Genomic DNA, 25339 nt, shown 5'->3' with positions numbered 1-25339 from the left:
AGATGGGGAAAATGGACGGATGTCCACGCAACCGGTCAAAAACCCCTGCGGTACGCCACGGAAAATCCCTGATAATCCCCGGTGGCGTCGCCCCATTTGACCTCCACATTGTCCACCCGCGCCATGGGGGGGCCATGCCAAAGCCAGGCGACAAGCCGCTCCACCTTCTCCTTGGGCCCCTCGCACATCACCTCCACCCTGCCGTCCGGAAGGTTCCTCACCCAGCCGGAAAGCCCGCCGATCCTGTTGGCCTCCTCGGATGTGGTGGCACGGAAAAAGACTCCCTGCACCAGGCCGGAGACGAACGCATTGGCCTTAACGTTTTCCATGTGATTATTCTACTAAAGCCGCCCCGGCGGTTTCAAACGATTGATGCGGCGGAGCGGATGGCGCGGGCTTAAGTAATATTTTTATTGCTATTCTCTAAAATCCGTTTATGACTTATATCATTTTATTCTCCTTTCCCCCGTGCTACTGTTGATTTCAAGAGGGGGAAAGCTTATACATGTTTTTTCCCCGGCGTTTTTGCCTGGCCCAATCCAACAACCCGCCAGGCGATACATTCCCCCCCTTCGGCAAATGAATGGATGGGGGGAGTATTATGACACGCAACAACATCTTCTTATTTCTTTTCATCGGCGTTTTATCCATACTCTTTTTGCCCGGCTCAGCCGCGTTTGCGGAAAAACCGAGCCGCGAAGCCGTGGTCGCTCCGCGCGTACCGGCGGACAAGATGGGCGAGGCCCAGGCGCTTACAAATCCTTTGCCGCAAGATGCGGGCGTCATCGCCAAAGGCAGGGAGCTTTACCTGGGAAAAGGCGCCTGCGCAAGCTGCCATGGCGCCGAAGGGAAAGGCGACGGACAGCTTGCCGAATCGTTCAACCCTCCGCCCAGGGATTTCACCGGGCAGGACAATTACGGGTGGCATGAGGCCAGGACGGACGGTGAAATTTACTGGTCTATAGCCCAAGGCACGGACATGGGCATGATGGCTTTCGGGGACATGATAAGCCAGGAGGAATGCTGGCAGTTGGTAAGCTTTATCAGGTCTTTGAGGAAAAACGGCGCTTCCAGGTAATTTAAAGCGGGCAATGGTGGAAACCGGCAGTTTCACCTGTATTGATAGGGGGACATTAACATGATCAGCGGATGGAAGAAGAAAGCTTTTCTCGCTTTTGCTATGACTGGATTTGCGGTGACCGGAGGCCCATGGGCCGCCCAAGCCGCCGGGGAGCAAGCGGTGTTGACCACCGCGCCGATGGTTCCTCCACCCATCACCCGCTCCAAACCCGCCACAGTAATTGTGGATCTGGAGATGTCGGAGAAAGTGGGGCAGTTAAAGCACCCGCTGACCGGCGAAGCGGTGGACTACATGTTCTGGACTTTCGGCGGCACGGTGCCTGGGCCTTTCTTCCGGGTGAGAGTGGGCGACACTGTGGAGTTTCACCTTAAGAACAGCGCGGACAGCAAGAATGTCCATTCCATAGACCTGCACTCCGTAAACGGGCAGGGGGGAGCCGCAAAGCTGAGCCAGACTCTTCCCGGAGGACAGACAGGATTCGCGTGGAAGGCGTTAAACCCGGGACTTTACGTTTATCATTGCGCCACGCCGCATATTCCGACCCATGTGGCCAACGGCATGTACGGCTTGGTGCTCGTACAGCCTGAGAAAGGGCTGCCCAAGGTGGACAGGGAATATTACGTGATGCAGGGCGACTTCTATCCCGCCGGCAAGAGGGGGGACAAGGGGCTGCAGCCTTTCTCCAAGGAAAAGGCGCTGGCCGAGCAGCCGGAGTATATCCTTTTTAACGCGTTTGGAAGCGCCGGCAAAATGGAAACTAAAGTGGGCGAAACAGTCCGGCTGTTTGTCGGCAACGGCGGGCCGAACCTCACCTCCGCTTTCCACGTGATAGGCGAGATATTCGACGTGGTGTATCCCGAAGGGGCGATCGGTTCGGAACCCCACAGGAATATCCAGACCACTGTGGTGCCTCCGGGGGGCTCCGCCATAGTGGAGATGAAGATCAACACCAAGGCCGACTATATTATTGTTGACCATGCGATCTTCAGGGCTATAGACAAAGGAGCGGTGGCGATACTCTCCGCGGGAGGCGAGGAGAATCCCGACGTACTCAAAGTCATCAAGCTGGGCGCGCCGGGGGGCCATTGAGGGCGCATCCGCTTCCAGCGTAATTGTTTGCTCAAGGCCCCGTCTTCGCGCAAGAAGGGGCCTTGAATTCCGGCCGCCTGCCCGCCTCCGCGTTTTGGCGTACAATGGAATGAAATCCGGAATACTGCGCCATGAATATTTTCAGGGGAACCGCTGCGGCCGCATCGCTCATCGCTTGCTCATTGATAGCGCTTTCCACCGGAAAATCCGTCGCGCAGGCGGAGGACGGATGGGCCGCGCTCAACGAGGAGCTTAAATCCAATTATCTTGACCTTAGCGCCCAACGCAAACGGATCGAATCCCTGGAGCCGATTCCAGAGGCGAGGATGGCATGGGATGATCCTGTGGCTGAAATCGGCGCACAGTCCCCGGCGTCCGCCGGCTTTGACCTGGACCGGCTGGGGGCGCGGAGCAGATTTGTCACCATAACCCAGGGGGTCCCCAACTTAAGGAAAAGATCCGCCATGCGCGACATGGCCTTGACCGATCTGGCTATCGGCAAAATCCAGAAAGAGGTGATGATCGCAGATCTGTTAACGGAGCTTAAAAAGAGCGTTTACGAGTTTTACTTCCTTGGCAAGGCGATTGAAACCGTGTCGCAAAGCGAGTTGATACTCGATCAGGTCGTGCTTGCGGCAAGCGGCCGTTATGTGGCCGGCAAGGAAAGCCAGACCAACGTAATCCAGGCTCAACTTGAAAAAAGCATGTTGCGCGAAAGGAATATCCGGCTGGTGGAGCGGCGCGATCTTGCCCGGATAAGCATAAACAGGCTGCTTGGCCGGAGCGAAAGGCTGGAATTCACCCTGCCCGAGGGAGTGATCGTCACGCCGGAAGCTCCTGATTTTTACAAGGCATGGGAAAAAGGGGAAAAAAACTCGCCCAAAATCCGTCTGGCGGAGATGGAGGTGGAAAAGGCCAGGAGGGCCGTGGAAAAAGAACGGGCGGAATCCGGGCTTAACTTTTCGTTCTCAGCCGGTTATCTGCAGGAAGATGGGCCTCCTTCGGAAAGATCGGACCAGATACAGCTAAAAGCGGCCGCAAGCCTGCCGCTATGGCACGCGGAGAAACAGGACCAATATGTGGCCGGGGCGCTTGCTGGCCTGGGGGAGATCTTCGAGAAAAAACGCCACGTCGTCCACGAAACGCGCGTGGCCCTGTCAAAAGCGGTGGTGAGCATGGAAAAGGAGTTTGAAGCCATAACGTTGTACACCACCGCAATTCTGCCCCAAGCTCAGATGGCGGTGTCCAGCGCGATGGTCTCCTACCGTATGGGCAAAACAGATTTCATGGCGGCGTTGTCGAGCGCGCGAACCGCGCTCGAATATCGGCTTGCGCTGGAAGAATCACGGTATCGGCTCCGGTCCATAGCCGCCGAAATTGATTCGCTTACCGGGGAGGTAATTTCAACAGGAGAGGGGAAAAAATAAATTTGGTCGGGATGAGAGGATTTGAACCTCCGACCCCTCGCTCCCGAAGCGAGTGCTCTACCAGGCTGAGCCACATCCCGACTTGACTTGAAGAACCAAGTACGCAAGTATAATCCCCCGGCGTGTGGTTTTCAATAAATTTTAAGGCGCCCCTATGACCAAAGTTATAGCGGCGAGTCCTTTATGGCGCTATAAATGATGAATGACCGCATATTGACCATGTTTTACGGGAGAAGCTGATGAGCGCGTTTTTGGGCCCAATTCATTACTGGATGTTCAACAAGATAACCATCATCGAGTCGCGCGCGATGGCCATAGCCGCCGCGCTTGAGAAAAACGGAGTGGACGCGGGCGAGGTTCAAAAAGCCGTGGCGGATTACGGGCAGAAACTGGCGGGGCAGGACCTGGACGAGCTTGTGGGCTTCAACCCGATCCACCAGTTCCTCACCGGGCTTATCGCCAAGGTGCAGGTATTCGAGGCGCGTCTTGTCGAGCTGGCCGGCGGCAAGTTCGACATCGTCCTTCAGGCCGCCGAGGAGCACGCCCGGGCCGAAGCGTTGAACGCAGTGAAGGCCAAAGGGATAAAGCCGGACAGCCTGGAGGCCGTCTACCAGTATGTCTCCGACTATCAATTGGAAGGGATGCCGTGCGATCCGGGTGCGCAGGTGGCCTTGAACGGCAGGTCGAAGCTCGATTACACGCACAGCGCGTGCAACCATATCCAGAACTGGGAATACACCAGCGTGGACATAGGCCATATGTGTAAGCTTACAAACGCATGGCTCAAGGCGTTCATCACCGCCTTGAATGGCGAAGTGGAATATTCGCTGCAGACCGCCATCGCCACCGGGGCGCAGTCTTGCATAGCCCATCTGGCGGTGAAAGAGGGAGTGGCGGTCTAAACGGTCACTGGCCGCCGGTCTTCTTCATAAGGGGGAAAAACAGGCTCCCCTTTTGCTTCATGACACCGGCTGCGGCCTCCGCTTCCGGCCCCGCGCCCATGAACAAATCCATCCTGCCGGGGCCTTTGATGGCGGCTCCCTTGTCGTGGCTGAATACGAAGCGGCCTGTTTTTTCCCATCCCGTCACCTGGCCGTCCGCCACCACAGGCGCGTCGAATACCACATACGCCACGGCGCCCGATGGAAAATACGCCGGATCGAACGCGGCGGAACGCCCGGCCACAAGACGCGCCCCTGTGGAGCCATATGGCCCGTCGTCCATCTCGCGGAAAAAGACGTAGCTGGGATTGGAATCCAGAATCCGCTCCATCTGATCCGTATGGGCCGCAAGCCATGAACGGATCGCCTGGAGCGACATTTCATTTTCGCCGATAGCCCCTTCGGCGATAAGCGCTTTGCCGATGGACTTGTAATCCCTTCCGTTCCCCGCCGCGAAATTGACGAATATCCGCGAACCGCCGTCCAGCTCCACTATCCCCGAACCTTGCACATGGAGAAAGAACAGGGCCACCGGATCGTCCACCCACACTATCTCCAGTCCCCTCCCCTCAAGTTTGTTCTCTCTGTCGATGTTCCTTCTATCGTAGTAAGGCAGCAAGCTCTGCACCTCCACCCGCCCAGAAATCCTTTTGCCCTTGAGCCGGTCGTCGAACAGCCCCAGGTCAACATTCACCAGATCGTCCGGGCGGCGGTAAACCGGGTATTTGTAAGCATCCGTCTTTGTCCTGCTTGCGCGAAGGGCCGGCTGGTAATAGCCGGTGACCAGCGCCGCCCCTCTTTCGCGGCCGGTGTTGATCGAATAGAAATCAAACTCTGCCGCTATAAGTTTTTTGCGGGCAGCGGGGTCTTTCACATCAGCGACGATCTGCGCCAGGCGGTCTATGGACCCGGCTATATCCTCCGATGTGACGGTCCGCGATCCAAATCGAATGGATGCGCCATTGTTGGCGGCCAGATATTTTTTGGATTCGGCGGCGGCGTTGGCGAAAGATGGCGCGTCAATATCGTCCTGCAGAAACTCCGGCGGATCGGACATCACAAGCGATGGCGCCTGTTCCACCCGCGCAAACGGCGGCCTTGTGGCGCATGACGGCGCCATAAGCAGCGTGGCCGCGGCAAGGCTAAGAGAAACGTATTTGGACTTCATCCCCCACTTCCAGTCCATGAATGAACGCCGCGTCCCCGTTCCTGACGAATATCTCCAGAGTGTCCCAGCTTCCGAACACGGCGCATGCGCTCATTTCTTCATCCGCTTCGGAGTAATTGGAAAGCACCCCGTCAATGGCGCCGTTTTCAAACCCGATCCTGACCTGCGCGCCGTCCATCTCGCGCGCCGCCCGCTCCACAAGCGACCGGGTGATGTTCGTTATGGCGTTGCCGAAATGGTCAATGTATATCACCTCGCCCACGACGAGATCCGGCGCGGGGCGCATTTCCCACGGCAGGTCCATGGACATTAAATTTTCAGCCGGGGGGCCAAAGGAGTTCAACGGTGTTCCCTTTGCAAGATGCGCCGCCGCCGGGGCGAACACATCACGCCCGTGAAATGTCGCGGATTGGTTTGGAAGAATCACGCTGGGATTGGTTATTTCATGCGAAGCCGAAACCTTTGTCCTGCGCAAGACCTCGGTGAACACTCCGTTGTCCGGCCCAATAAAATATTGCCCCCCCGCCTCGAACGCGACTGCTTTACGCTCGGAGCCGACGCCGGGATCCACCACGCAAAGGTGTATCGTCCCCTTGGGGAAATATTCGAACGCGGAGCCGATGACATACACCGCCTGGCGCACGTCCTGCGGGTTTATCTCGTGGGTGATGTCCACTAAAGTTATGGAAGGGTTGATTGACAGCATCACCCCTTTCATCACTCCCACGAACGGATCGGAAAGGCCGAAATCGGTGGTGAGGGTGACGATGGGGGGCATGCTACACGGCGCCGGAAAGGCCGTCCGCGCCAGCCGAGATTATTTTCACCGGGACGATGGCGCTCATCAGCGAGTCGGGCCCCTTGAACGTAACAGGGAAATAATTGTCCGAAAAACCCTTGAGGTTTCCCGCCGCGTCCCTTGTGTTCTCCACGAGCGCGTCCAGCGTCCCGCCAACCTGTTTTTCCCCGGCCTCGGCCCGTTTCTGGCCAGATAGTTTTTTGAGCATGGCTGCGCGCGCCTTGGCTTCTTTTTTTGGCGGCCTTCCTTTCATGCTGTAAGCTTCCGTCCCCTCCCTGGGGGAATATGTGAACACGTGAAGCATCATCAACGGCGAGCGTTCTATCAATGAATATGTGGCGTTAAAATCCTCTTCGGTCTCGCCGGGGAATCCCACCATCACATCCGCGCCGATTCCAATGCCAGGAATGGCTTTCGCGAGCTTTCCAAGCAATGTCTCGTACATCCCAGATGTATAAGGCCGCCGCATGGCAGCAAGGATCCGGTCCGAACCGTTTTGCAGCGGTATATGAAGGTGACGGCAAATCCTGGGGGAACTGGCCATCAGCTCGATCAATTCGTCCGTCACATGCTGCGGATTGATGCTCGAAAGCCGCACCCGCTCTGTTGATGTCTCGTCCAGCGTCCTTTTAATCAGTCCGCAAAGGCCGGTTCCGCCGCCGAATTGCCCCAGGTTTATACCGGTGAATACAACCTCGCGCACTCCTTTTCCGGCCATAAGCCTCACCTGCGCCACAACGTCGTCCGGCCGTGCGCTGACGCTTTTGCCCCGGGCGATCCTCACTACGCAAAAAGAACATTCCTCATCGCAGCCGGACTGGGCCTTTATGTAAGCGTTCGTGCGCCCTTCAAGGGATGTGACCGGACGCACCGGCAGGTAATCAGGCCGGGTCCCGCTGCCGACCATCACTTTGGCCGGAGCCCCCCCATCGCCGATTTCCTTCAAAGCGTTGGCAAGCTCGAATTTCTCCACGTTGCCCAGCACAAGCCCCACCCCCTCCTCGGCTGCGGCCTCGGCCGGGTTCGTCTGCGAATAGCATCCGGCCACCACCACCACCGCGCCCGGATTTTGCGCCCGGGCCTGGCGTATGGCTGCGCGGCAACGGGCGGCGCTTTTACTGGTGACAGAGCAGGTGTTTATCACCACGATGTCGGACGTTTCCCCCTCCCCCGCCGCGGCGAACCCGGCGTTCTCCAGTTCATAGGCCATTTCCGCCGATTCAAACCTGTTGTACCGGCATCCAAGGGTCTCGAACGACACTTTACGGGGCTTGATCACTTCAAACGTTCCTTCTTCCAAAAATCTCGCGGTTTTTCTCAAAATAGCTCGGCGCCGGCCCGCCGGCCGCAGCCATGGAATATGTCATCATTTCCTTTTCAAACGCCGCCAGGTCCAGCATTTCCACGACTCTTTCCTTCAAACGGAGGACATTTTCCATGAAATTTCCATCTTTGGCGATTTCACCCGATTCCAGGCTTTTCTCAAAATTCACTATTTCGCGGCAAAAAAAGTCCCGGCACACATCCGGCCTCCTGTCCCAAACTCCGCACTCGAAACAATCCTTTTTTGAAAGGAACATGCACCGTCCCTTGTGCCGCCCGGTGTCGATATACAGGCTGGGGCTTGCGGCGGCTGGATCCTGAAGAAACATCTGCGCGAACCGGTCCTTCGAAAGCCCGATGTCCAGCCTTTCGTAAAACAGGCTGAAATCCTCCCGCGATATGGGGATCACGGGGGAGAAACAGCATCCGCCGCAGCTCATGCACACAATCTCCCGCCAATGAGCGCCTATGATATTCTCCCGCGAAACTTCGCAGTTACGCGCAAAACGCTCCACAAGCCTGGGAGCGAAGCTGTTTCCATCCACGTTATTCATCACCGTACAAATCCAAAATATTCATTTTACCTCATCAGAGGCCCGAATTGAACATGGAGGCGTCGCTTGAAAACACGTATAAAGAATTTCGCCGGTTAGGCGTCATTGAAAAAACGGAAAGAGACGCGGATGCGGTCCTGTCCGGCCTAGTTGCAAGGCCCGGACGGATTAGGCATCGGGGTGGCGCAAACCGGGTTGCTGGGATGGGACTCCCCGGTCTGTGGCTTGTATTGTGATATCCTGAAGCAATATTCCACGCTAGGCGTCAAATTAATCACGGTATATACCGTCGCGCCGCGCCATACATTGTTGACCGTAGTGGAGGGATACATCGCCCACCCTTCGCCATAATAAATGATAAAGCTTTCGGTCTCATTCCCCTGCTGAGCCCAGTCCGGCGGCAAAGTCCATTCAATAGTGACCTCGCAATAATGGTTCTCATAATTTGCGGCTGTGGCGGCCACCATCTCCATGGTGTTGGATGTGTAGTCTGGCGTTGGCTCCGCCGTTCCACCCGAAGTGGAACCTCCCGAAGTCGAGCTGCCCGGCGAAGTTGATCCGCTTGATGATTCTCCCGAAGAATCGCTGGCCGAAGAAGAAGAACCGCCACCGGAGGAACTGCATGCTTGAATTATGATTGGCGCCAGGGCAAGAATGGAAAAACAAACAAGCAAACGCCGGACACCAGTCTGCCTGATAGCCTGTATCATTTACACAGCCCCCAGCCGGAACGGTAGTGAATAGAAAACAAATAATTCCAAATGAATTAAATAATAAGCAGTTCTGGCGGTTAGTGTCAATAAAATACACATTTCTCTTTTATCTCTCCCGTTCTGGTTATGACTTGCGCAATTGTTGTGTGACTGGCGCGAGGCCCGTGGCTCCCACAGTTGGCCTCCATTCCCGCGTCCAGACGGCCCATCGGAGGCCGCAAGGTTGTATAATGTCCAGATATGTCATTTATCAGCATGCCGGCGGGCCAAAAAGGATTTATCCGATGTCCTGGTTAAGGAAGGTCATAGGCCTGTTCAAATGGATGGTGGCGCCGGTGAAATACGACCACCTCTCCCCGGCGGACAACGTGGCCCGCCGCAAAAAGAACACCCGCTTCGTGATAATAGGCTTTACCGCCCTGTTCGTCCTGCTCACGATCTTTGCGATCCTTCTGAGGGACTCTTCGGTGGACACGCCGATTTCCAACGACATCGCGGTGGCGCTCGTCCTCAACCTCAACGTGATCCTGCTGGTGGTCATGGTGTTGCTTGTGTTCAGGAACCTGATAAAGCTATACATGGAGCGCAGGTGGAAGATAGCGGGGTCTAAGTTCCAGACCAAGCTTGTGATCCTTTTCCTTGCGATGACGCTTGTGCCGGCGGCGCTGATGTTCACCGTGGCCTCGGAACTTATCGGCGACACAGTGGACAAGTGGCTGAACACAAAGATTGAAAAAACGCTCCACGAGTCGCTCCAGGTGGCCGAAAGCCTTTACAGCGACGCGGAGAACGCCACCACCGCCAACGCCGAATACATGGCCAGCCTGCTGGACATGCGGGGGCTGATGAACGAGACCTCGTTAAAAAACCTCAACCGGCTTTTGCGGCAGAAGCTGCGCGAATATAACGTGGAGATGATCCAGATTTACGACGGCAATTTCCAGCTTGCCGCCGAGGCGCTAAAACCGGGATCGGAAGCCTCCTTCTCCCTCGGGGAGAAGACCGAATTGCTGGCGAAGCTGGCCTTGGGAGAAAAAGTTACTGCGGTGGACGACAAGGTGGGGCGGAACATGATCATCTCCATGGCGCCGGTGCCCGACGAACTTTCGCCGGCGCAGGTGAAGGGGGTGGTGCTGGTTGGCAAGGAGGTGTCCCGCGGGCTTTTGGACCGGGCGCAGTCCATCAGCAACGCCTTTGAGGACTACAAGCAGCTTAAAATCAAGAAAGAGATAATCAAGATATCCTACCAGATGACGCTGGCGCTGGTGGCGTTGGTGATCATCTTCTCGTCTATCTGGATAGGGTTTTACCTGGCCCGTGGGATCACTGTGCCGCTAAAGGCCCTTTCGGAGGCGGCCGAGGCGGTGGCGGGAGGGAACCTGGACGTTCGGATAGACGCCAAGGTAAAAAACGACGAGGTGGGGCAGCTTATCGACTCGTTCAACAAAATGACGAAGGACCTGAAAGGCTCCAAGGCTCAGCTTGAAGAGGCCAACAGGAACCTTGTGCAGTCCAACATCGAGCTTCACCACCGGGGGGAGTACATAGAGGCTGTGCTCGAGAACGTGGGGGGCGGGGTGGTGTCCATTGACAAGGGGGGCTCCGTCACCACCATTAACGCATACGCCGCCTCCATGTTCGGCGTGAGCCCGGATAAGGCGCTGGGCAAGCCGTACCGCAAGGTGTTCGACGAATCGCTCCATGAGCCTGTGCGCAGGATGATCCGGAACATGGGGCAGACGGGCGGGCGCACCCTTGAAAGCGAGCTGGAAGCGTCGCTCAACGGGGCGCGAAAGACGCTCAAGCTGAGTATTTCCATGCTAAAGGACCAGGACGGCAGGTACATCGGCGCCGTGATAGTGTTCGACGACCTTACCCACCTGATCGCGGCCCAGAGGGCCATGGCGTGGAGGGAGATGGCCAGGATCGTGGCCCACGAGATAAAAAATCCGCTCACCCCCATCCAGTTGAACGCGCAGAGGCTGCGCCGCAAGTTCCAGCAGAAGGCGGAGGATTTCCCAAAAGTGTTCGACGACGCCACCAATTCGATCATCCAGGAAGTGGACGAGCTTAAGAGATTGGTGGAAAAATTCTCGGCCATGGCCAAGATGACGGACGCCGCCGGGCCAAGCCCGAGGAAGGCGGACATGAAAGTGTTCGAGCTGCGGCCCGAGCCGGCCATGCTAAACGACATCATCCTGGACGTGGTGAAGCTTTACAGGGACACCCGCCCCGGCGTGGCCGTCAAGACAGAACTGGACCCGTCCATCCAGCTTGTGCGCATGGACCCGGAACAGATGCGCCGCGTCTTCATAAACCTCGTGGAAAACGCCATGGACGCCATAAACGGCGAAGGCGCGGTCAAAATACTCACCAGGATGAACGTGGCCGGGGAGCGGGTGATGGTGGAAGTGTCGGACACGGGCAGGGGGATAGATGGGGACAACCTGGAAAAGATATTCACCCCGTATTATTCCACCAAGCCCAAGGGCGCCGGGCTTGGGCTGGCCATAGCCAGCCGGGTGGTGGAGGACCACGGCGGGACAATCAAGGCCTCCCCCAACAAGCCGTCCGGCGCCGTGTTTACTATCGAGTTACCCAACGAAGGGTGATAAAATCACTGGATATGAAAAAAGGACGCATAGTCGTCGTTGACGACGAGGAAAACATCAGGGGCGCCATAAAGGACATCCTCACGGACGAGGGGTATGACGTGGAGTGCGCCGCGGACGGGGAGACGGCGCTGCGCATGATACAGTCCGTCACGCCGGACCTTGTGCTGCTGGACATCTGGATGCCGGGGCTCGACGGCCTGCAGACCCTGAAGATACTCAAGAACATAGACGCCGACACGGAAGTGGTGATGATGAGCGGGCATGGCGCCATCGAGACCGCCGTGAAGGCCACAAAGATCGGCGCCTTCGATTTTATCGAAAAACCATTTTCGCTGGATTCGATGCTTCGCACCGTGGGCAAAGCCCTGAGAAGCCGCAGGAGCCGGAGAAGGAACGGCGGGGCGCAGCTTTTTTCCAACGCCGGCCTGTTCGAAGGAAGGTTCATCGGATCGTCCAGGGCGGCCAGAGAGGCCAGAAGGCTAATCAGGGAAGCTTCGCAACGGCCGGGAGGGGTGATTATATGCGGCGAGGCGGGGTTGGGAAAGAAATTCGCCGCAAGGATGATACATAACCTGTCTTCGCGCAGGGACAAGCCTTTCGTTGAAATAGCCTGTGACTCCCTGACGGAAGAGGACCTGGCGGAAGCCGGGGGGCATGACAAGGACTCGGCATGGTCCGGTGCGGCCGAGGGCGGGTCGCTTTTCTTCAACAAGATAGACAAACTGAGCCCTGAAATGGCAGCGGGGCTTCTCCAGGTCATCGAGAACATGCAGGCCGGGGACGGGGAAGCGCCGGTGTTCATCGCTTCGTCGGAAAAAAGTTTCGAGGAGCTAAAGGGGGGCGGCAAGCCATGGGAAGAGCTGCTCTCCGTTCTCGGCGGCGCCGTGATAAGGCTTTGGCCGTTGCGCGGCAGGAGGGAGGACATACCCGCCTTTGTCGAGCGGTTCGTGGAGGAATATTGCGACGAATACGGCAAGAACATAGAAGGTGTGGACAAAGAGGCGATGAACGAGATTTTGTCCATGCCTCTTTCCGGCAATATCAAGGAGCTTAAAGGCATTGTGGAGCAGGCGGCCGCCTTGTGCGAAGGGGAGACGCTGGGCCGCAAGCAACTTCTGATGCCCTCACAGAACGCCGATGGCGCCGGATCCCATCACCCTTCGGGGGGGAACATCTTGTCCGGCGGCTCCGCGGAAGGGCGCAAGTCCGGCCTGTCGCGCCAAAGAACCTTGAAAAACTCCGTGGTGCTATGCGGCCACGGGCTTCATTCCGGGATCAAGACCGGGATGATACTTTCGCCTCTGCCGCCCAACTCCGGGATCGTGTTCGGGGACATAAGCACGGGGCTTCGCGTCCCCGCGCTCCTGGAAAATGTGCGCTCCACGGAATACGCCACGACCCTTTCCAACGGGCTTGTGACGATCAAGACGATAGAGCACATAATGTCCGCCCTGCACAGCTACAGGATAACCAACCTGCTCATAAAGATCGGCGACGAGGCCCCCATCATGGACGGTTCGGCCATAGATTTCTGCCAGCTTATCGAAGACAGCGGCGTGGAGGAGCAGGAAGGGTATGTGGACGAAATCGTGATCACAGGCGAGGTGAGCGTTGGCGACCCCGAAGAGGGGCCATACCTGCGCGTGGAGCCTGCGCCGGTGTTCGAGGTGGACTATTTCCTGGACTATCCCCAGCCCATCGGACGGCAGGAACACAGATACGTCTATGAGTCCGGCGCGCATTACAAAGAGACCATCGCCCCGGCCCGCACCTTCGGATTCGTCCGGGACATCAAAAAGCTGGAAGAGGCGGGGCTGGCCGGAGGGGGCAAACTTTCCAACTTCATCCTGATAGACGACGAGAAGATCGTGAACACCCCGCTTAGGTTCCCAAACGAGCCGGCGCGGCACAAGATACTCGACCTGATAGGAGACCTGTACCTGCTGGGGCGGCCTATCCGCGGCAAGTTCACCGCCAGAAAGAGCGGCCACTCCCAGAACGTGGCGATCATCCAGAAAATACGCGAGCGGATGGAAGAAGCGGTTGCGGCGGATGGCGGCAGATAGCCCTCAAAAGCCCCCGCTTAAACTGGCGGCGCTGGCGTCGGGAAGAGGCTCCAACCTCCAGGCGATAATCAACGCGTGCGAGGAGGGGGCCATCAACGCGCAAATGACGCTGGTGCTTACCGACAATCCCGAAGCTTACGCGCTCGAAAGGGCAAAACTAAGCGGCATTCCGTCCGTTGTAATAGAACGCAGGGGTTTTGCGTCCAGGGAGGCTTTCGACTCCGCGTTGGCGGGCGCTGTGGAGCAAAGCGGGGCGCAGCTTGTTTGCCTGGCCGGTTTCATGCGCATCATCTCTCCTGCGTTCCTCACCCGCTTTCCGGGCAGGGTGATCAACATACATCCGGCGCTGCTCCCCTCTTTCCCGGGGCTGGACGCGCAAAAACAGGCGTTCGACCACGGGGTGAAGATCACCGGCTGCACGGTGCATTTCGTGGACGAGGGGGTGGACACCGGGCCGATCATCGCCCAGGCGGCGGTGGAAGTGCTGGCGGGGGACACGTTGGAGACGCTCTCGGCAAGGATACTCGAACAGGAACACAAACTTTATCCGAAGGCCATCCAGATGATCGCCGATGGGCTCGTGCCGCCCCGTATGGCTGGCCGGACGGCCTCAGGGGCGAGATGAAATCCGGCCCCATGGCACGCTTGCGCGGAATTAGCCTATTCCCACTCTTATCAACGCTGGTGGCCATAATATTTATATCTCAACCATCCGCCGCCGCAGACAGCGAAAAAACGGCGGGGATAATCGGCAAAATCCAGAAATCTTTCGACGACACCCTTGGGATGACCGCCAGATTCACCCAGGAGTTTGAAAGCAAGGGTTTTGGCAAGACATCGGTCCACAAGGGAAAGATGTCCATGCTTAAGCCTGCCCGTATGCTGTGGAAATATGACTCTCCGAAAGGACGTATCCTCGTGGCCGACGGTGAGAAGCTGTGGTTTTACGATCCGGAAGAGAACGTGGCCTATTACGAAAAAATCGAGGGTTTTTTAAGCGAAAAATCGCCCGCGCTTTTCCTGGCCGGCAAACAGACCATGCGGGAGCTTTTCGAGACCTCCGTGGCGCCCCAGGGGAAAATGGACAAGATGAACGACGTTGTCCGGCTCAAGCTCGTCCCCAAAACACCCCAGCCGGGAGTGAAGGCGATGCTTCTGACAGTGGACGCCACAAGCTTTGACATCGTTGAACTGCTGATGGTGGACTATGTGGGCAACAAGAACAGGATAACCTTCTCAAAAGAGGACCGCTCCGCCAGCCCCGATCCCTCCATATTCACCTTCACCCCGCCTGAAGGGGCGCCGGTGAAGGCCATGAACAAGGTGCCCGGAGCGGAGTGAACTTAGGTTGAACCTTTACCCCGAATTGGTTTACGATGCGCGATGTAACAACATGGGCGTAGCATGAAAGACATCTCCGGAATCCGCAAGGAAATCGACGCGATAGACGAAAAGCTCGTCGGTCTGCTAAACAAGCGGGCGTCACTGGCCCAAAAGATCGCGGCGATAAAGAAAAAATCGGGATCGCCTGTGTTCATCCCCGCCAGGGAAAATGAAATACTCAAAAGGGTGGGCCAGCTAAATGGCGGCCCCCTTTCGCCGGAGGCGCTGCGCGGGGTGTTCCGCGAGATTTTCTCGGCGACCCGCTCGGTGGAAAAAGAGATAAAGGTGGCCTGCCTGGGCCCTGCCGGCACGTTCAGCCATCTGGCGGCGATAAGGCTTTTCGGCTCCTCTTCGTCCTATTCGCTGGAGCCGGGGATCGACTCCGTTTTCAAAAACGTGGAGAAAAGCACCTGTGATTTCGGGGTCGTCCCCATTGAGAACACCATTGAGGGCGCAATCGGCCAGACTATGGAGCTTCTGATAGAAAGCCAGGTGAACATTTTCGGAGAATTGTACCTGGACGTGCATCACAACCTGCTTTCGCCCGCCGGGGATATGCGGGCGGTCAAGACCCTTTACACGCACTACATGCCGCTGGCCCAGTGCCGCAAGTGGGTGGCGATGAACCTGCCTAAAGTGAAGGTGATAGAGACCGCGTCATCGTCCGAAGCGGCGGTAAAGGCCAAGAAGGACAAGAACGGCGCGGCCATCGGCTCGGTTGAGGCGGCGGCGATATACGGCCTGGACGTCCTGGCGGAGAAGTTAGAGGACATGCCGGGGAACCAGACGCGGTTTTTCGTCATTTCGCTGGACAAGGCGCCACGCAGCGGAACCGACAAGACATCCATAGTGTTTTCGATAAAGGACTCGGTGGGCGCGCTCAACAAAATCCTGAAACCTTTCGCCGCGAAAAAGATAAACCTCTCCAAGATACAGTCGCGCCCGCGCAAACTGGCCGGATGGGAATATGTTTTCTTCATAGATTTCGACGGCCATATGGACGACGCTGACGTGAAATGGACCCTTTCAAAGATGAAGGGGCAGACGACGTTCTTCAAATCGCTGGGATCGTATCCCAACGCGAAAGCGTAGGAGCTTACTTTGGCTCACCTTTTCAACCGGGCCGTCATGGCAGGCGTTGGGCTTATCGGCGGATCGCTGGCGCTGGCCGGAAAAGATGCGGGGATTTTCAAGACCGTCGTTGGCCTTGGCAGAAGCAGGGAGACGCTGGGCAAGGCGCTGGCACTAAAAATCATAGACGAGGCGAGCCAGGATCATAATGAAGCGGTAAAAGGGGCCGATCTTTTTTTCGCCGCCGCGCCGGTGGAATCCATCATCCCGTTATGCCTGTCTGTGGCCCCGCATCTTCCCGACGGATGCATTATCACCGACGGCGGATCCGTCAAAGGCGCCATCGTTCGCGAACTGGACGAGAAACTTCCAAAGCATGTAAGGTTTGTTGGAGGCCACCCAATCGCCGGGACGGAAAAATCCGGGCCGGACGCGGCGTTTTCCACTTTATACAAAAACAGGTACACGGTACTTACACCCACTCAAAACACCGATCCGGAGGCGCTTTTAAAGGTGCGGAAGATGTGGGAGAGCGTGGGCTCCATCGTGGTGGAAATGACGCCGGAAGATCACGACGAGGCCCTTGCATTGATTAGCCATCTGCCGCACTTGGCGGCCTATGCGCTGGTGGACACGCTCGATGGCGCGGACAAGGAGGGCGCCATCCGCCGGTTCGTGGCGGGGGGGTTCCGCGACACCACGAGGATCGCCGCTTCCCACCCTGCCATGTGGCGCGACATATTTTCGATGAACCGGGAGATGATTTTGGAAGCGGTGGGGAAGTATGAGAAGAGCCTTGGGGAGTTGAAACAAATGATTGCTGGCGGCGATTTTGATAGTTTAGAGAAACGGCTGGATAAGATAGCTGGGGTGAGAAAGGGGATGGAAGGAAAGCGTGTATAGTAATAAACCAGGTTTTTACGTTAACAGGAAATAATGAGCGAGCGCAATGTATTCAACCATGGCGTTGCCACACAGGGTGGAATAATTGATGCGTGCATTTTAAACGGCATCAATGATGTTGATACAATCAGCCAGTCCACTTCATTGCCAAGAGGACTTGTCCTTGTCCATTTAAGGCATCTTAAACGTGAGCATGGTCTTGATTTCGATAAGGGTGTTGGAGAATTTGTCATCTGCCAATTGAAATCAGGTTGGGATGGAAGTAACAAAGAACTCGCCGCGCTGTGCAGGAAAATATTCGGGGGGAAAACCAAGGCGGGGAATATTGGCTGGTACAAAAATCATCTCAAGAACAGTGCGGGACGAAATAGGCGGAAAGAAGTAAATAAAGAGAAAAGGGTGGGCAAAAGCCGCAAGGGCGCTCTTATTAAAGGAATGACAAAAAAGCTGCCTTTTAAAATCCTTGAGAACCCGGTTTTTAAATCGAAACTTAACGAAATCATGCAAGGATATGCTGGAATTTATGCGTTATATAACAATGACGCCCTTTATTATGTTGGGCTGACCAATAACCTTCGAACCAGAATAAATCATCATTTAAAAGATCGGCACGCCAATAAATGGAATGAATTCGTCATTTTCAGAATCAAGCATGTCAAGTATTTAAAGGACATTGAAACGTTGCTCCTGAATATTCACCATACAAAAGGCAACCGCGTTAAAGGCAAAGTTCCTCTTGATGGTGATATAAACCGGATATTGCTCGATATTGTCAGAGAACATAAGAAAGAAATACATTCACTGGAGAAAGTTCTTAGATGAATTGTACGGGCACGGCGCGCCGTGCCCTCATAATAATCGCCCTATGGATGAGAATAACGCACCCAACCGCAAATCAATCCGGTTGAAAGAATTTGATTACTCGACACCGGGCAACTATTTCATAACAATTTGTTCGTTTTATGGAATGCGGCTGTTTGGGGAAATCCTAAACAACGAGATGGGATTAAGCCCAATCGGCGGAATTGTAAAAGATGAATGGCTCAAGACTGCGCATATCAGGAAAAACGTAAAGTTGGACACGTTTGTTGTGATGCCGAATCATTTTCACGGGATATTGTTTATTGAAGATCGTTGCAAGGGCACGGCGCGCCGTGCCCGTACAGAAGAAAGTTTCGGCAGGCCCACTGGTAATTCAATCCCGACAATTGTCAGGTCTTTCAAATCGGCTGTTACCAGGCGTGCACGGGAAATGCTGAAATCGCCTGAATACGTTGTCTGGCATCGCAACTATTATGAGCACATCATCAGAAATAATAAATCCCTGAACAAAATCCGCCAGTATATTATGGACAACTCCGCAAACTGGCATTTGGACAGAGAAAACCCTGAATATCAGGGTGTGGAAAACAAATATCCGGAAACATGGATGTCATGATACTGGATAAAAAATCTGTATCCATAATTATAGGGCACGGCGCGCCGTGCCCGTACATTTCATCATATCCAACCTTCGCGACATGCATTCCTGATGACCGCCGATAATACTCCCCTCCCCTCCCGCCTTGTGGCGGCAATTGACGGGCCGGCGGGGTCCGGAAAATCAACCCTGGCCAAGCTGCTGGCGGAAAAAATCGGCGGGGTGTACATAGACACTGGCGCCATGTACCGCTCGGTCACCGCAAAGGCGCTGGACTCTGGGGTTGACCCGAAAGATGAATACGCTGTGGGCCGGATCGCCGAATCAATCAAAATCACTTTCCATCGCGATGGAGCCGTCCAGAAAACCTTTGTGGACGGCGCGGATTTTTCCGAACGCATCCGCCGGCCGGACGTGAACGCCTCCGTTTCGATAGTGGCCGCCCAAAAGCCAGTGCGTGACAAAATGGTGGCGCTCCAGCGTGAAATGGGGCGCCATGGGCGGATTGTGATGGAGGGGCGCGACATCGGGACGAATGTTTTCCCGGACGCGGATTTCAAGTTTTTCCTTGTCGCCGATGACAGGGTGCGCGCGTACCGGCGCCTTAAAGAGATGGAAACACAGGGGCACAGGCTAAACCACGGCGAAGTGCTGGCCAACTTAAGGGAGCGGGACGCCATAGACTCCGGCCGGGCGGAGGCCCCCTTGGCAAAGGCGGCGGACGCCATGGAAATCGACACCAGCCATTTGAGTATTGACGAAGTTTTGCAAAAAATGTTACAAATTATCCTTTTCAGGCTTGGTGGCCATGCCTGACGCGTTCCCGTATGGGGCCGTGAAAATAACGTGAGGAAGGACATTTTCATTTTTTTATGACAGCGAAAGCAAAATCACACAGCCGTATCAACGCCGACGACTACGCGGACGCCGCCGTGGCGGACGCCGCCCTGGGCTCCGCCGACACGGACCGGATGACCGAGGAGGAGTTCAACGCCCTTCTGGAGAGCACCATGGGCTCTTACAAGGAAGGGGAAGTGGTCCATGGCGTGATCATCAACAAGACCGACTCTTTTGTGGTGATCGACGCGGGGCTCAAGAGCGAGGGGGTGATCCCGCTCCATGAGTTCGGCGCCCAGGCCGCGTCGCTAAAGCTTGGCGACACGGTGGAGGCCCTGCTTGAAAGCGTGGAGGACCACGAGGGGAGGCTTATCCTGTCCAAGGACAAGGCCAACAAGATCCGGGTTTGGGACGAGATGGCCAAGGTGTACGACGCGGACGGGGTGGTGGAAGGCATTGTCACCTCCAAGATAAAAGGCGGCTTGACGGTGGACATCGGGCTCAAGGCGTTCCTGCCCGGCTCGCAGATCGACCTTCGCCCGATAAAGAACCTGGACAGGCTCATCGGCGAGAAATACAAGTTCAAGATCATAAAGATGAACAAAAAGCGGGGGAACATAGTTCTTTCCCGCCGCGTGATGCTCGAAGAAGAGCGCAAGATCTCCAAGGAAGCCGCTTTGGGCCAGCTGGAGGAGGGCAAGGTGGTGGAAGGCATAGTGAAGAACATCACCGATTACGGCGCTTTCATAGATTTGGGCGGCATAGACGGCCTGCTCCACATCACGGACATGTCCTGGGGCCGGGTGAACCATCCTTCCGAGGTGTTCTCCATCGGCGACAGCGTGAAGGTGATGGTGCTAAAGTTCGACAAGACCACGGAGCGCGTTTCGCTTGGCTTAAAGCAGATGACCGCGGATCCGTGGATGAAGGCGGAGGACAAATACAAGCCCACTTCCCGCGTGAGCGGCAGGGTGGTGTCCATAGCGGACTACGGCGCCTTCATCGAGCTGGAAGAAGGCATCGAAGGGCTCGTCCACATCTCCGAGATGACATGGAACAAGCACATCCGCCACCCGGCGAAAGTGGTGAACATCGGCGACCAGGTGGAGGCCGTTGTTCTTTCCATAGACAGGGAGAAGAAACGCATCTCGCTTGGCATGAAGCAGATCGAGGCCAATCCCTGGGACACGATAGACGAGAAATATCCGGTGGGCTCCAGCGTGGAGGGACGGATACGGAATCTGGCGGACTTCGGGGCGTTCGTGGAGCTTGAGGAAGGGGTGGACGGTCTGATCCACATTTCCGATATGAGCTGGACGCAGAAGATAAAGCATCCCTCCGAGATACTCAAGAAGCGGGACAAGGTCCGCTGCATGGTGCTTTCGGTGGACAGGGAGAACGAGAGGCTTTCGCTGGGGCTAAAGCAGCTTGAGCAGGATCCGTGGGGTTCCGTGGAAGGCAAGTTCCCCGTGGGCGCCGAGGTGAAGGGTGTGATCACGAAGGTCACCAACTTCGGGGCGTTCGCCGAGATCGAAAGCGGCATAGAGGGGCTCATCCACGTTTCACAGCTTTCCACCAACCGGGTGGCCAATCCCCGCAAGGCGGTGAAGGTGGGCCAGGACGTCACCGCCAAGGTGATAAAGGTGGACGCGCCCAACCGCAAGATCGGCCTTTCCATCAAGGCGTTCCTCGAAGGGCTTTCCCCGGAGGAAGTGGAAAGGGAGCTTAAGGCGATGGAAGAGGCGGCCGCCGGCGGTGACGCCGATGACCAGAACGTTGACGACTCCGCCGATGGAATGGAGGAGGGTGAAGGCCAGCAGGCTTGATCCTGAAGAAACGTTCCCGGCCAGAACATATTCGTAACGGGAGTTAGAGAATGGGACCATCCGGAAGGAATCGCAGCGCGGCCCTTGCGGTGGTCCTGTTTTTTTTGGTGATGGGGGGGCTGTTCTTCGCCTCCGTTAAAATGCTCTCCGGCGGGAAGGGATCGTCTCCGGCGAAGGTGACGGCTTTCTCGCGGGACAAGGTCGCGGTGGTGCGCCTTGGCGGAGTGATAATTGACAGCCGCGAGGTGAACCGCCAGTTGGACAAGTGGTCCGAGGACAATTCCGTCCGGGCCATCGTGCTCAAAATCAACAGTCCCGGTGGCGTTGTGGCGCCATCCCAGGAGATTCACTCAGCAGTGAGGCGCGCCATGGCCAAAAAGCCGGTGGTGGCCTCCATGGGGGCGCTTGCCGCCTCCGGCGGGTATTACGCCGCGGCGCCGTGCTCGAAGATAGTGGCCAATCCCGGCACGATAACAGGATCCATCGGCGTGATAATAATGTTCTCGTCCACCCATGAGCTGATGAAAAAGATCGGGCTTGGCGCCACTGTGGTCAAGAGCGGCAAGTTCAAGGACGTTGGCTCTCCGCACCGCCCCTTCACAAGCGAGGACCAGGAGCTTATCCAGGGGGTGGTGGACGACACCTACGAGCAGTTCGTGGAAGACGTGGCCGCTGGGCGCAAAATGCCTGTGGACGAAGTGCGAAAGCTTGCCGACGGCAGGATATACACCGGCCGCCAGGCGCACAAGGTGAAACTTGTGGACCAGATAGGCGATTTTGAGGACGCGCTCGCCCTGGCCGCCAGGCTCGGCGGGATCGAAGGCAAGCCCGAGACGGTTGAGGATGAAAAGGACAAGGGATTGCTGCGCCGTCTGATGGGGGACGGCATGGACGAAGATTACGACAGCGCGATATCGTTCAACCGCCTTTTCCCGCCGCCGGGGCTTTATTTTCTCTGGCCGGCGTTCTAAACGTGGGCCGGGCCGGTTTTCTCGTATCCCTCCTCGCGCTCACCATATTCAGGGTCTGGTATTCCGGGCTGTTCGAGCTGTCGCTGGACGAGCCGTATTACTGGCTGTGGTCGCTCCATCCGCAAATGGGCTATTACGACCATCCACCGATGGTGGCATGGCTTATCGCCGTTTTCACATCGCTGGCCGATTCGGAAAGGTTCGTGCGGCTGGCGGCGGCGCTGCTCGCATCCGGGGCTACGTGGTTCGCTTATGAAACGGCCCGCGGGATTTTCAACGACAAACGGGCGGGGCTCGGCGCTGCGCTTCTGATTAACATTGTCCCCATAACGTCCGTCGGCGCTGTCATAATCACCCCGGACAGCCCGCTTATGTTCTTCTGGCTCGGGTCGGTCTATTACGGACACAAGCTCATAGACACCCAGGAGCCGCGCCACTGGTACGCCACCGGTTTTTTCTACGGGCTGGCGCTTCTTTCTAAATACACCGCCGCCCTTTTCGCCCCGGCGCTTTTCCTGTTCATCCTGTATTCGGCGGAGAACCGGCACTGGCTGTTCCGGCGGGAGCCATACATGGCCTTCGCGCTTTCCATAATCATCTTCTCTCCGGTGATTTACTGGAACCACACCCACGATTGGACTTCGTTCCGCTTCCAGTTTTCCCACGGATTCTCGGAAGCCGGCGCGCCGGCATGGATGAATTTCGCGGAATTCTGGGGCGGGCAGGTGGGGCTTTTCGGGGTGGCCGGATTTTTTCTGGCGCTGTGGACCGGCGTGGGAATGGCGAAGATGGGGCTGCGCGAAAAACGGGACGACTTCCTTTACATATCGTTCATGACGCTGCCGCTGCTCCTGTTTTTCACCGTAAACAGCTTTAAGGCCCGGATGGAGGGAAACTGGGCGGTGGTGGCGTACCTGGCGGCGTTGACGGCGGCGCCCGGCTTCGTCCAACGGTACGCCGGGAGTTTCGCGCAGATCCGAAAGGGGCGGCTGGTGGAAAAAGGTTACGCGGCGGCGCTTGTGTTGATGGCGGTGTTCACTGTGTACATACATGCTCAGATCGTGGATCCGGCGCTCCCCATGCCGCAGAAACGGGAATTAAGCAGGAGGATTTACGGCTGGAGCGTATTGGGGAACCAAGCCGCCAAAGAATTGTCCACGCTGGGCGAGGGCGCCTTTGTGCTCACCCAGCGCTACCAGATATCAAGCCTGATGGCATATTACACCCCCGGCAGGCCGGAAGCGTTCATGATGACCGGCAAGGGGCGGTTTGGCTATCTTGGCCCCGTGGAAAAGCTGATCGGGCGCAACGCGGTGTACCTGGAGGAGACGGAACGGATAGAACTGGACAAAATACGCGGTGGATTTGAGCGGGTGGAGCCGGCAGGGGTGGTGCGCATAGAGCGGGATGGCGAATTGATAAGGGAATTTTCCATTTATAGATGCTACAATTACCAGGGCGGACTTGTGGAAATATGACGGCCCGGCCACGTTTATCAAACATCGCGGCGGTAAAATGAAAATCCCCGGACCTGTGATCCTCATCGGCTTTAAGGGGAGCGGGAAGACTGTTGTCGGCCGCGCGCTGGCGGCAAAACTGGGGCTTGAATACAGCGATACAGACGCCATAATCGAAGGGCTCCACGAGATATTAAAGGACGAGCCGCTAAACTGCCGCGAGATATATAAAAAATACGGCGCGGAATATTTCAAGAAACTGGAGATGGAAGCGGTGCGGGAGGCTTTCGAGTCCTCTTATGCGGTGATATCCTTGGGCGGGGGGACGTTGATGAACATGGAAGAGTCCGGCGCGGTCCTTAAAAAGGGGATAATGGTCCATCTTTCTGTGGAGAAAGAGACCCTTTTCAGCAGAATAATGAAAAACGGCATACCGGCGTTTTTCGACCCAACGGACCCACGCAACTCATTCGAGAAATATTACGAAGATCGCACACCTGTTTACCGGCGGCACGCGGAGATCACGGTGGACAACACAGACCGTCCGATTGACGGTGTTGTGAATGAAATTGTGGCGGCGCTAAAAAACAAGACCGGCGGCGGCGCCGTTTCCATGGCAAGCTGACAATGGCGGGGAACACTATCGGCGTCCAGTTCCGGCTTACCACCTGGGGGGAATCCCACGGCCCGGCCATCGGAGCCGTTGTGGACGGATGCCCGGCGGGGCTTGCCTTAAGCGAAGAAATCATACAGGCGCAGTTGGACAGGCGGCGGCCAGGCCTGGGCAAGGTCACCACAAAGCGCGGCGAGCCGGACAAATGCAAAATACTCTCCGGCGTGTTCGACGGGAAGACCACCGGCGCGCCCATAAGCGTTTTGATCGAAAACAAGGACGCGGACTCCTCCGCCTATGACGCCATAAAAAACATTTTCCGCCCCGGCCACGCCGATTTCACATACACCGCCAAATACGGTTTGCGGGACCATCGCGGGGGTGGAAGGTCCTCCGCGAGGGAGACCGCCTGCCGCGTGGCCGGAGGGGCCATCGCCCGGGCGTTCCTATCCACGATGGGAATAGACGTTTGCGCCCACACGACGATGATAAACGGCGTCAACGCAAAAAAGTTCGACCGCGCCGCCATCGAGAGCAATGAGGTGCGTTGCGCCGACCCGGATGCGGCCGATGAAATGATCGAGCAGATACTTTCCGCGCGCAAGGATGGCGATTCTGTGGGCGGTATCATACAGGTTGTGGCCACTGGGGTCCCCGCCGGGCTTGGCGAGCCTGTGTTCGACAGGTTCGACGCGGACCTGGCCCGTGCGCTCATGTCCATAAACGCCGTGAAGGGGGTGGAAGTGGGCCTTGGCTTCTCCGCGGCGTCGCTGCGCGGCTCGCAGAACAACGACCAGATGCGGATGGTGGATGGCGAACAGATGTTCCTCACCAACAACAGCGGAGGAATCGACGGGGGTATCACAAACGGAAACGCCATCGTGGCGCGCATCGCCGTCAAACCGACCCCGTCCATATTAAAAGAGCAGATGACCGTGACAGCTGGGGGCGATAACACCGTTGTGAGCGTGGAAGGGCGGCACGACCCATGCGTCGTCCCCCGCGCCGTGCCCGTGGCCGAGGCGATGATGTGCCTTGTGATAGCCGACCACGTCCTGCGCAACCGCTCGGCACGCGTATGA

23 protein-coding genes and 1 tRNA gene are annotated in these 25339 nt (G+C 56.8%); 18 read left to right on the top strand and 6 right to left on the bottom strand.

Annotated features, from left to right (window positions below; all coding sequences use genetic code 11):
- Positions 1 to 35: 35 nt before the first annotated feature.
- On the bottom strand, positions 36 to 329 hold the full coding sequence (locus HZB29_08105) for an acylphosphatase (GenBank protein MBI5815560.1): 294 nt from the start codon (positions 327 to 329) through the stop codon (positions 36 to 38).
- Between the two features lie 272 nt (positions 330 to 601).
- Between HZB29_08105 and HZB29_08100 the strand changes: the two genes are divergently transcribed.
- The 3 genes from HZB29_08100 (at position 602) to HZB29_08090 (ending at position 3597) form a co-directional block, all read left to right on the top strand.
- Positions 602 to 1078: a c-type cytochrome gene (locus tag HZB29_08100; GenBank protein MBI5815559.1), complete on the top strand. Its 477-nt coding sequence runs from the start codon at positions 602 to 604 to the stop codon at positions 1076 to 1078.
- A gap of 60 nt (positions 1079 to 1138) precedes the next feature.
- Positions 1139 to 2170, top strand: coding sequence for a nitrite reductase, copper-containing (gene nirK / locus HZB29_08095; GenBank protein ID MBI5815558.1), 1032 nt, complete (start codon positions 1139 to 1141; stop codon positions 2168 to 2170).
- 131 nt (positions 2171 to 2301) lie between these two features.
- Positions 2302 to 3597: a TolC family protein gene (locus tag HZB29_08090; GenBank protein ID MBI5815557.1), complete on the top strand. Its 1296-nt coding sequence runs from the start codon at positions 2302 to 2304 to the stop codon at positions 3595 to 3597.
- Between the two features lie 3 nt (positions 3598 to 3600).
- Here HZB29_08090 and HZB29_08085 read toward each other — a convergent pair.
- Positions 3601 to 3677: transfer RNA gene (locus tag HZB29_08085), tRNA-Pro, on the bottom strand.
- A 159-nt stretch (positions 3678 to 3836) separates the two neighbouring features.
- On the opposite strand from HZB29_08085, the gene HZB29_08080 reads away from it, so the two are divergent.
- On the top strand, positions 3837 to 4499 hold the full coding sequence (locus HZB29_08080) for a hypothetical protein (protein ID MBI5815556.1): 663 nt from the start codon (positions 3837 to 3839) through the stop codon (positions 4497 to 4499).
- Between the two features lie 4 nt (positions 4500 to 4503).
- Here the strand turns inward: HZB29_08080 and HZB29_08075 are convergent, their stop codons facing one another.
- The 4 genes from HZB29_08075 to HZB29_08060 are packed head-to-tail and all read right to left on the bottom strand — an operon-like array spanning position 4504 to position 8382.
- The gene (locus HZB29_08075; protein ID MBI5815555.1) at positions 4504 to 5724 is read right to left on the bottom strand and encodes an MltA domain-containing protein; all 1221 of its coding nucleotides are present in this window, start codon (positions 5722 to 5724) and stop codon (positions 4504 to 4506) included.
- On the bottom strand, positions 5681 to 6484 hold the full coding sequence (locus tag HZB29_08070) for an SAM-dependent chlorinase/fluorinase (GenBank protein ID MBI5815554.1): 804 nt from the start codon (positions 6482 to 6484) through the stop codon (positions 5681 to 5683). Before HZB29_08070 ends, HZB29_08075 begins: the two co-directional genes overlap by 44 nt.
- Position 6485: 1 nt before the next feature.
- Positions 6486 to 7784: a tRNA (N(6)-L-threonylcarbamoyladenosine(37)-C(2))-methylthiotransferase MtaB gene (gene mtaB / locus HZB29_08065; GenBank protein MBI5815553.1), complete on the bottom strand. Its 1299-nt coding sequence runs from the start codon at positions 7782 to 7784 to the stop codon at positions 6486 to 6488.
- Position 7785: 1 nt separating this feature from the next.
- Positions 7786 to 8382, bottom strand: a complete 597-nt coding sequence (locus tag HZB29_08060) for a YkgJ family cysteine cluster protein (GenBank protein ID MBI5815552.1) — start codon at positions 8380 to 8382, stop codon at positions 7786 to 7788.
- 997 nt (positions 8383 to 9379) lie between these two features.
- Here HZB29_08060 and HZB29_08055 point away from each other — a divergent pair.
- The 14 genes from HZB29_08055 to aroC all read left to right on the top strand — a co-directional run bounded on the left by HZB29_08055 (position 9380) and on the right by aroC (position 25339).
- On the top strand, positions 9380 to 11707 hold the full coding sequence (locus HZB29_08055) for a HAMP domain-containing protein (GenBank protein ID MBI5815551.1): 2328 nt from the start codon (positions 9380 to 9382) through the stop codon (positions 11705 to 11707).
- 14 nt (positions 11708 to 11721) lie between these two features.
- The gene (lpxC, locus tag HZB29_08050; GenBank protein MBI5815550.1) at positions 11722 to 13776 is read left to right on the top strand and encodes a UDP-3-O-[3-hydroxymyristoyl] N-acetylglucosamine deacetylase; all 2055 of its coding nucleotides are present in this window, start codon (positions 11722 to 11724) and stop codon (positions 13774 to 13776) included.
- A complete protein-coding gene (gene purN, locus HZB29_08045; GenBank protein ID MBI5815549.1) occupies positions 13763 to 14401 on the top strand; it encodes a phosphoribosylglycinamide formyltransferase in 639 nt (212 codons plus the stop codon). The genes lpxC and purN overlap by 14 nt, the downstream gene beginning before the upstream one ends.
- Positions 14402 to 14460: 59 nt before the next feature.
- On the top strand, positions 14461 to 15117 hold the full coding sequence (locus HZB29_08040) for an outer membrane lipoprotein carrier protein LolA (GenBank protein MBI5815548.1): 657 nt from the start codon (positions 14461 to 14463) through the stop codon (positions 15115 to 15117).
- 63 nt (positions 15118 to 15180) lie between these two features.
- Positions 15181 to 16251 (top strand): prephenate dehydratase, encoded by a 1071-nt coding sequence (gene pheA, locus HZB29_08035; protein ID MBI5815547.1) that lies wholly within the window; start codon positions 15181 to 15183, stop codon positions 16249 to 16251.
- A 36-nt stretch (positions 16252 to 16287) separates the two neighbouring features.
- The gene (locus HZB29_08030) at positions 16288 to 17133 is read left to right on the top strand and encodes a prephenate dehydrogenase/arogenate dehydrogenase family protein (protein MBI5815546.1); all 846 of its coding nucleotides are present in this window, start codon (positions 16288 to 16290) and stop codon (positions 17131 to 17133) included.
- A gap of 33 nt (positions 17134 to 17166) precedes the next feature.
- Positions 17167 to 17955: a GIY-YIG nuclease family protein gene (locus HZB29_08025; protein MBI5815545.1), complete on the top strand. Its 789-nt coding sequence runs from the start codon at positions 17167 to 17169 to the stop codon at positions 17953 to 17955.
- A 43-nt stretch (positions 17956 to 17998) separates the two neighbouring features.
- Positions 17999 to 18571 (top strand): transposase, encoded by a 573-nt coding sequence (locus tag HZB29_08020; protein MBI5815544.1) that lies wholly within the window; start codon positions 17999 to 18001, stop codon positions 18569 to 18571.
- A 93-nt stretch (positions 18572 to 18664) separates the two neighbouring features.
- Positions 18665 to 19369 carry a (d)CMP kinase gene (locus tag HZB29_08015; GenBank protein ID MBI5815543.1) on the top strand — a complete coding sequence of 235 codons (705 nt, stop codon included), beginning with the start codon at positions 18665 to 18667 and terminating at the stop codon, positions 19367 to 19369.
- 56 nt (positions 19370 to 19425) lie between these two features.
- Entirely contained in the window at positions 19426 to 21216 is a 1791-nt protein-coding gene (locus tag HZB29_08010; GenBank protein ID MBI5815542.1) for a 30S ribosomal protein S1, read from the top strand.
- Between the two features lie 50 nt (positions 21217 to 21266).
- Positions 21267 to 22187 (top strand): signal peptide peptidase SppA, encoded by a 921-nt coding sequence (gene sppA, locus HZB29_08005; GenBank protein ID MBI5815541.1) that lies wholly within the window; start codon positions 21267 to 21269, stop codon positions 22185 to 22187.
- A 2-nt stretch (positions 22188 to 22189) separates the two neighbouring features.
- Positions 22190 to 23665 carry a glycosyltransferase family 39 protein gene (locus HZB29_08000; GenBank protein MBI5815540.1) on the top strand — a complete coding sequence of 492 codons (1476 nt, stop codon included), beginning with the start codon at positions 22190 to 22192 and terminating at the stop codon, positions 23663 to 23665.
- A gap of 37 nt (positions 23666 to 23702) precedes the next feature.
- Positions 23703 to 24269: a hypothetical protein gene (locus HZB29_07995; protein MBI5815539.1), complete on the top strand. Its 567-nt coding sequence runs from the start codon at positions 23703 to 23705 to the stop codon at positions 24267 to 24269.
- 2 nt (positions 24270 to 24271) lie between these two features.
- Positions 24272 to 25339 (top strand): chorismate synthase, encoded by a 1068-nt coding sequence (gene aroC / locus HZB29_07990; protein MBI5815538.1) that lies wholly within the window; start codon positions 24272 to 24274, stop codon positions 25337 to 25339.

The sequence above is a fragment of the Nitrospinota bacterium genome, assembly GCA_016235255.1.
Lineage (GTDB): Bacteria > Nitrospinota_A > UBA7883 > UBA7883 > JACRLM01 > JACRLM01.
The sequence above is the reverse complement of the archived record's forward strand: the minus strand, read 5'-3'. Positions and strand labels throughout refer to the sequence as shown.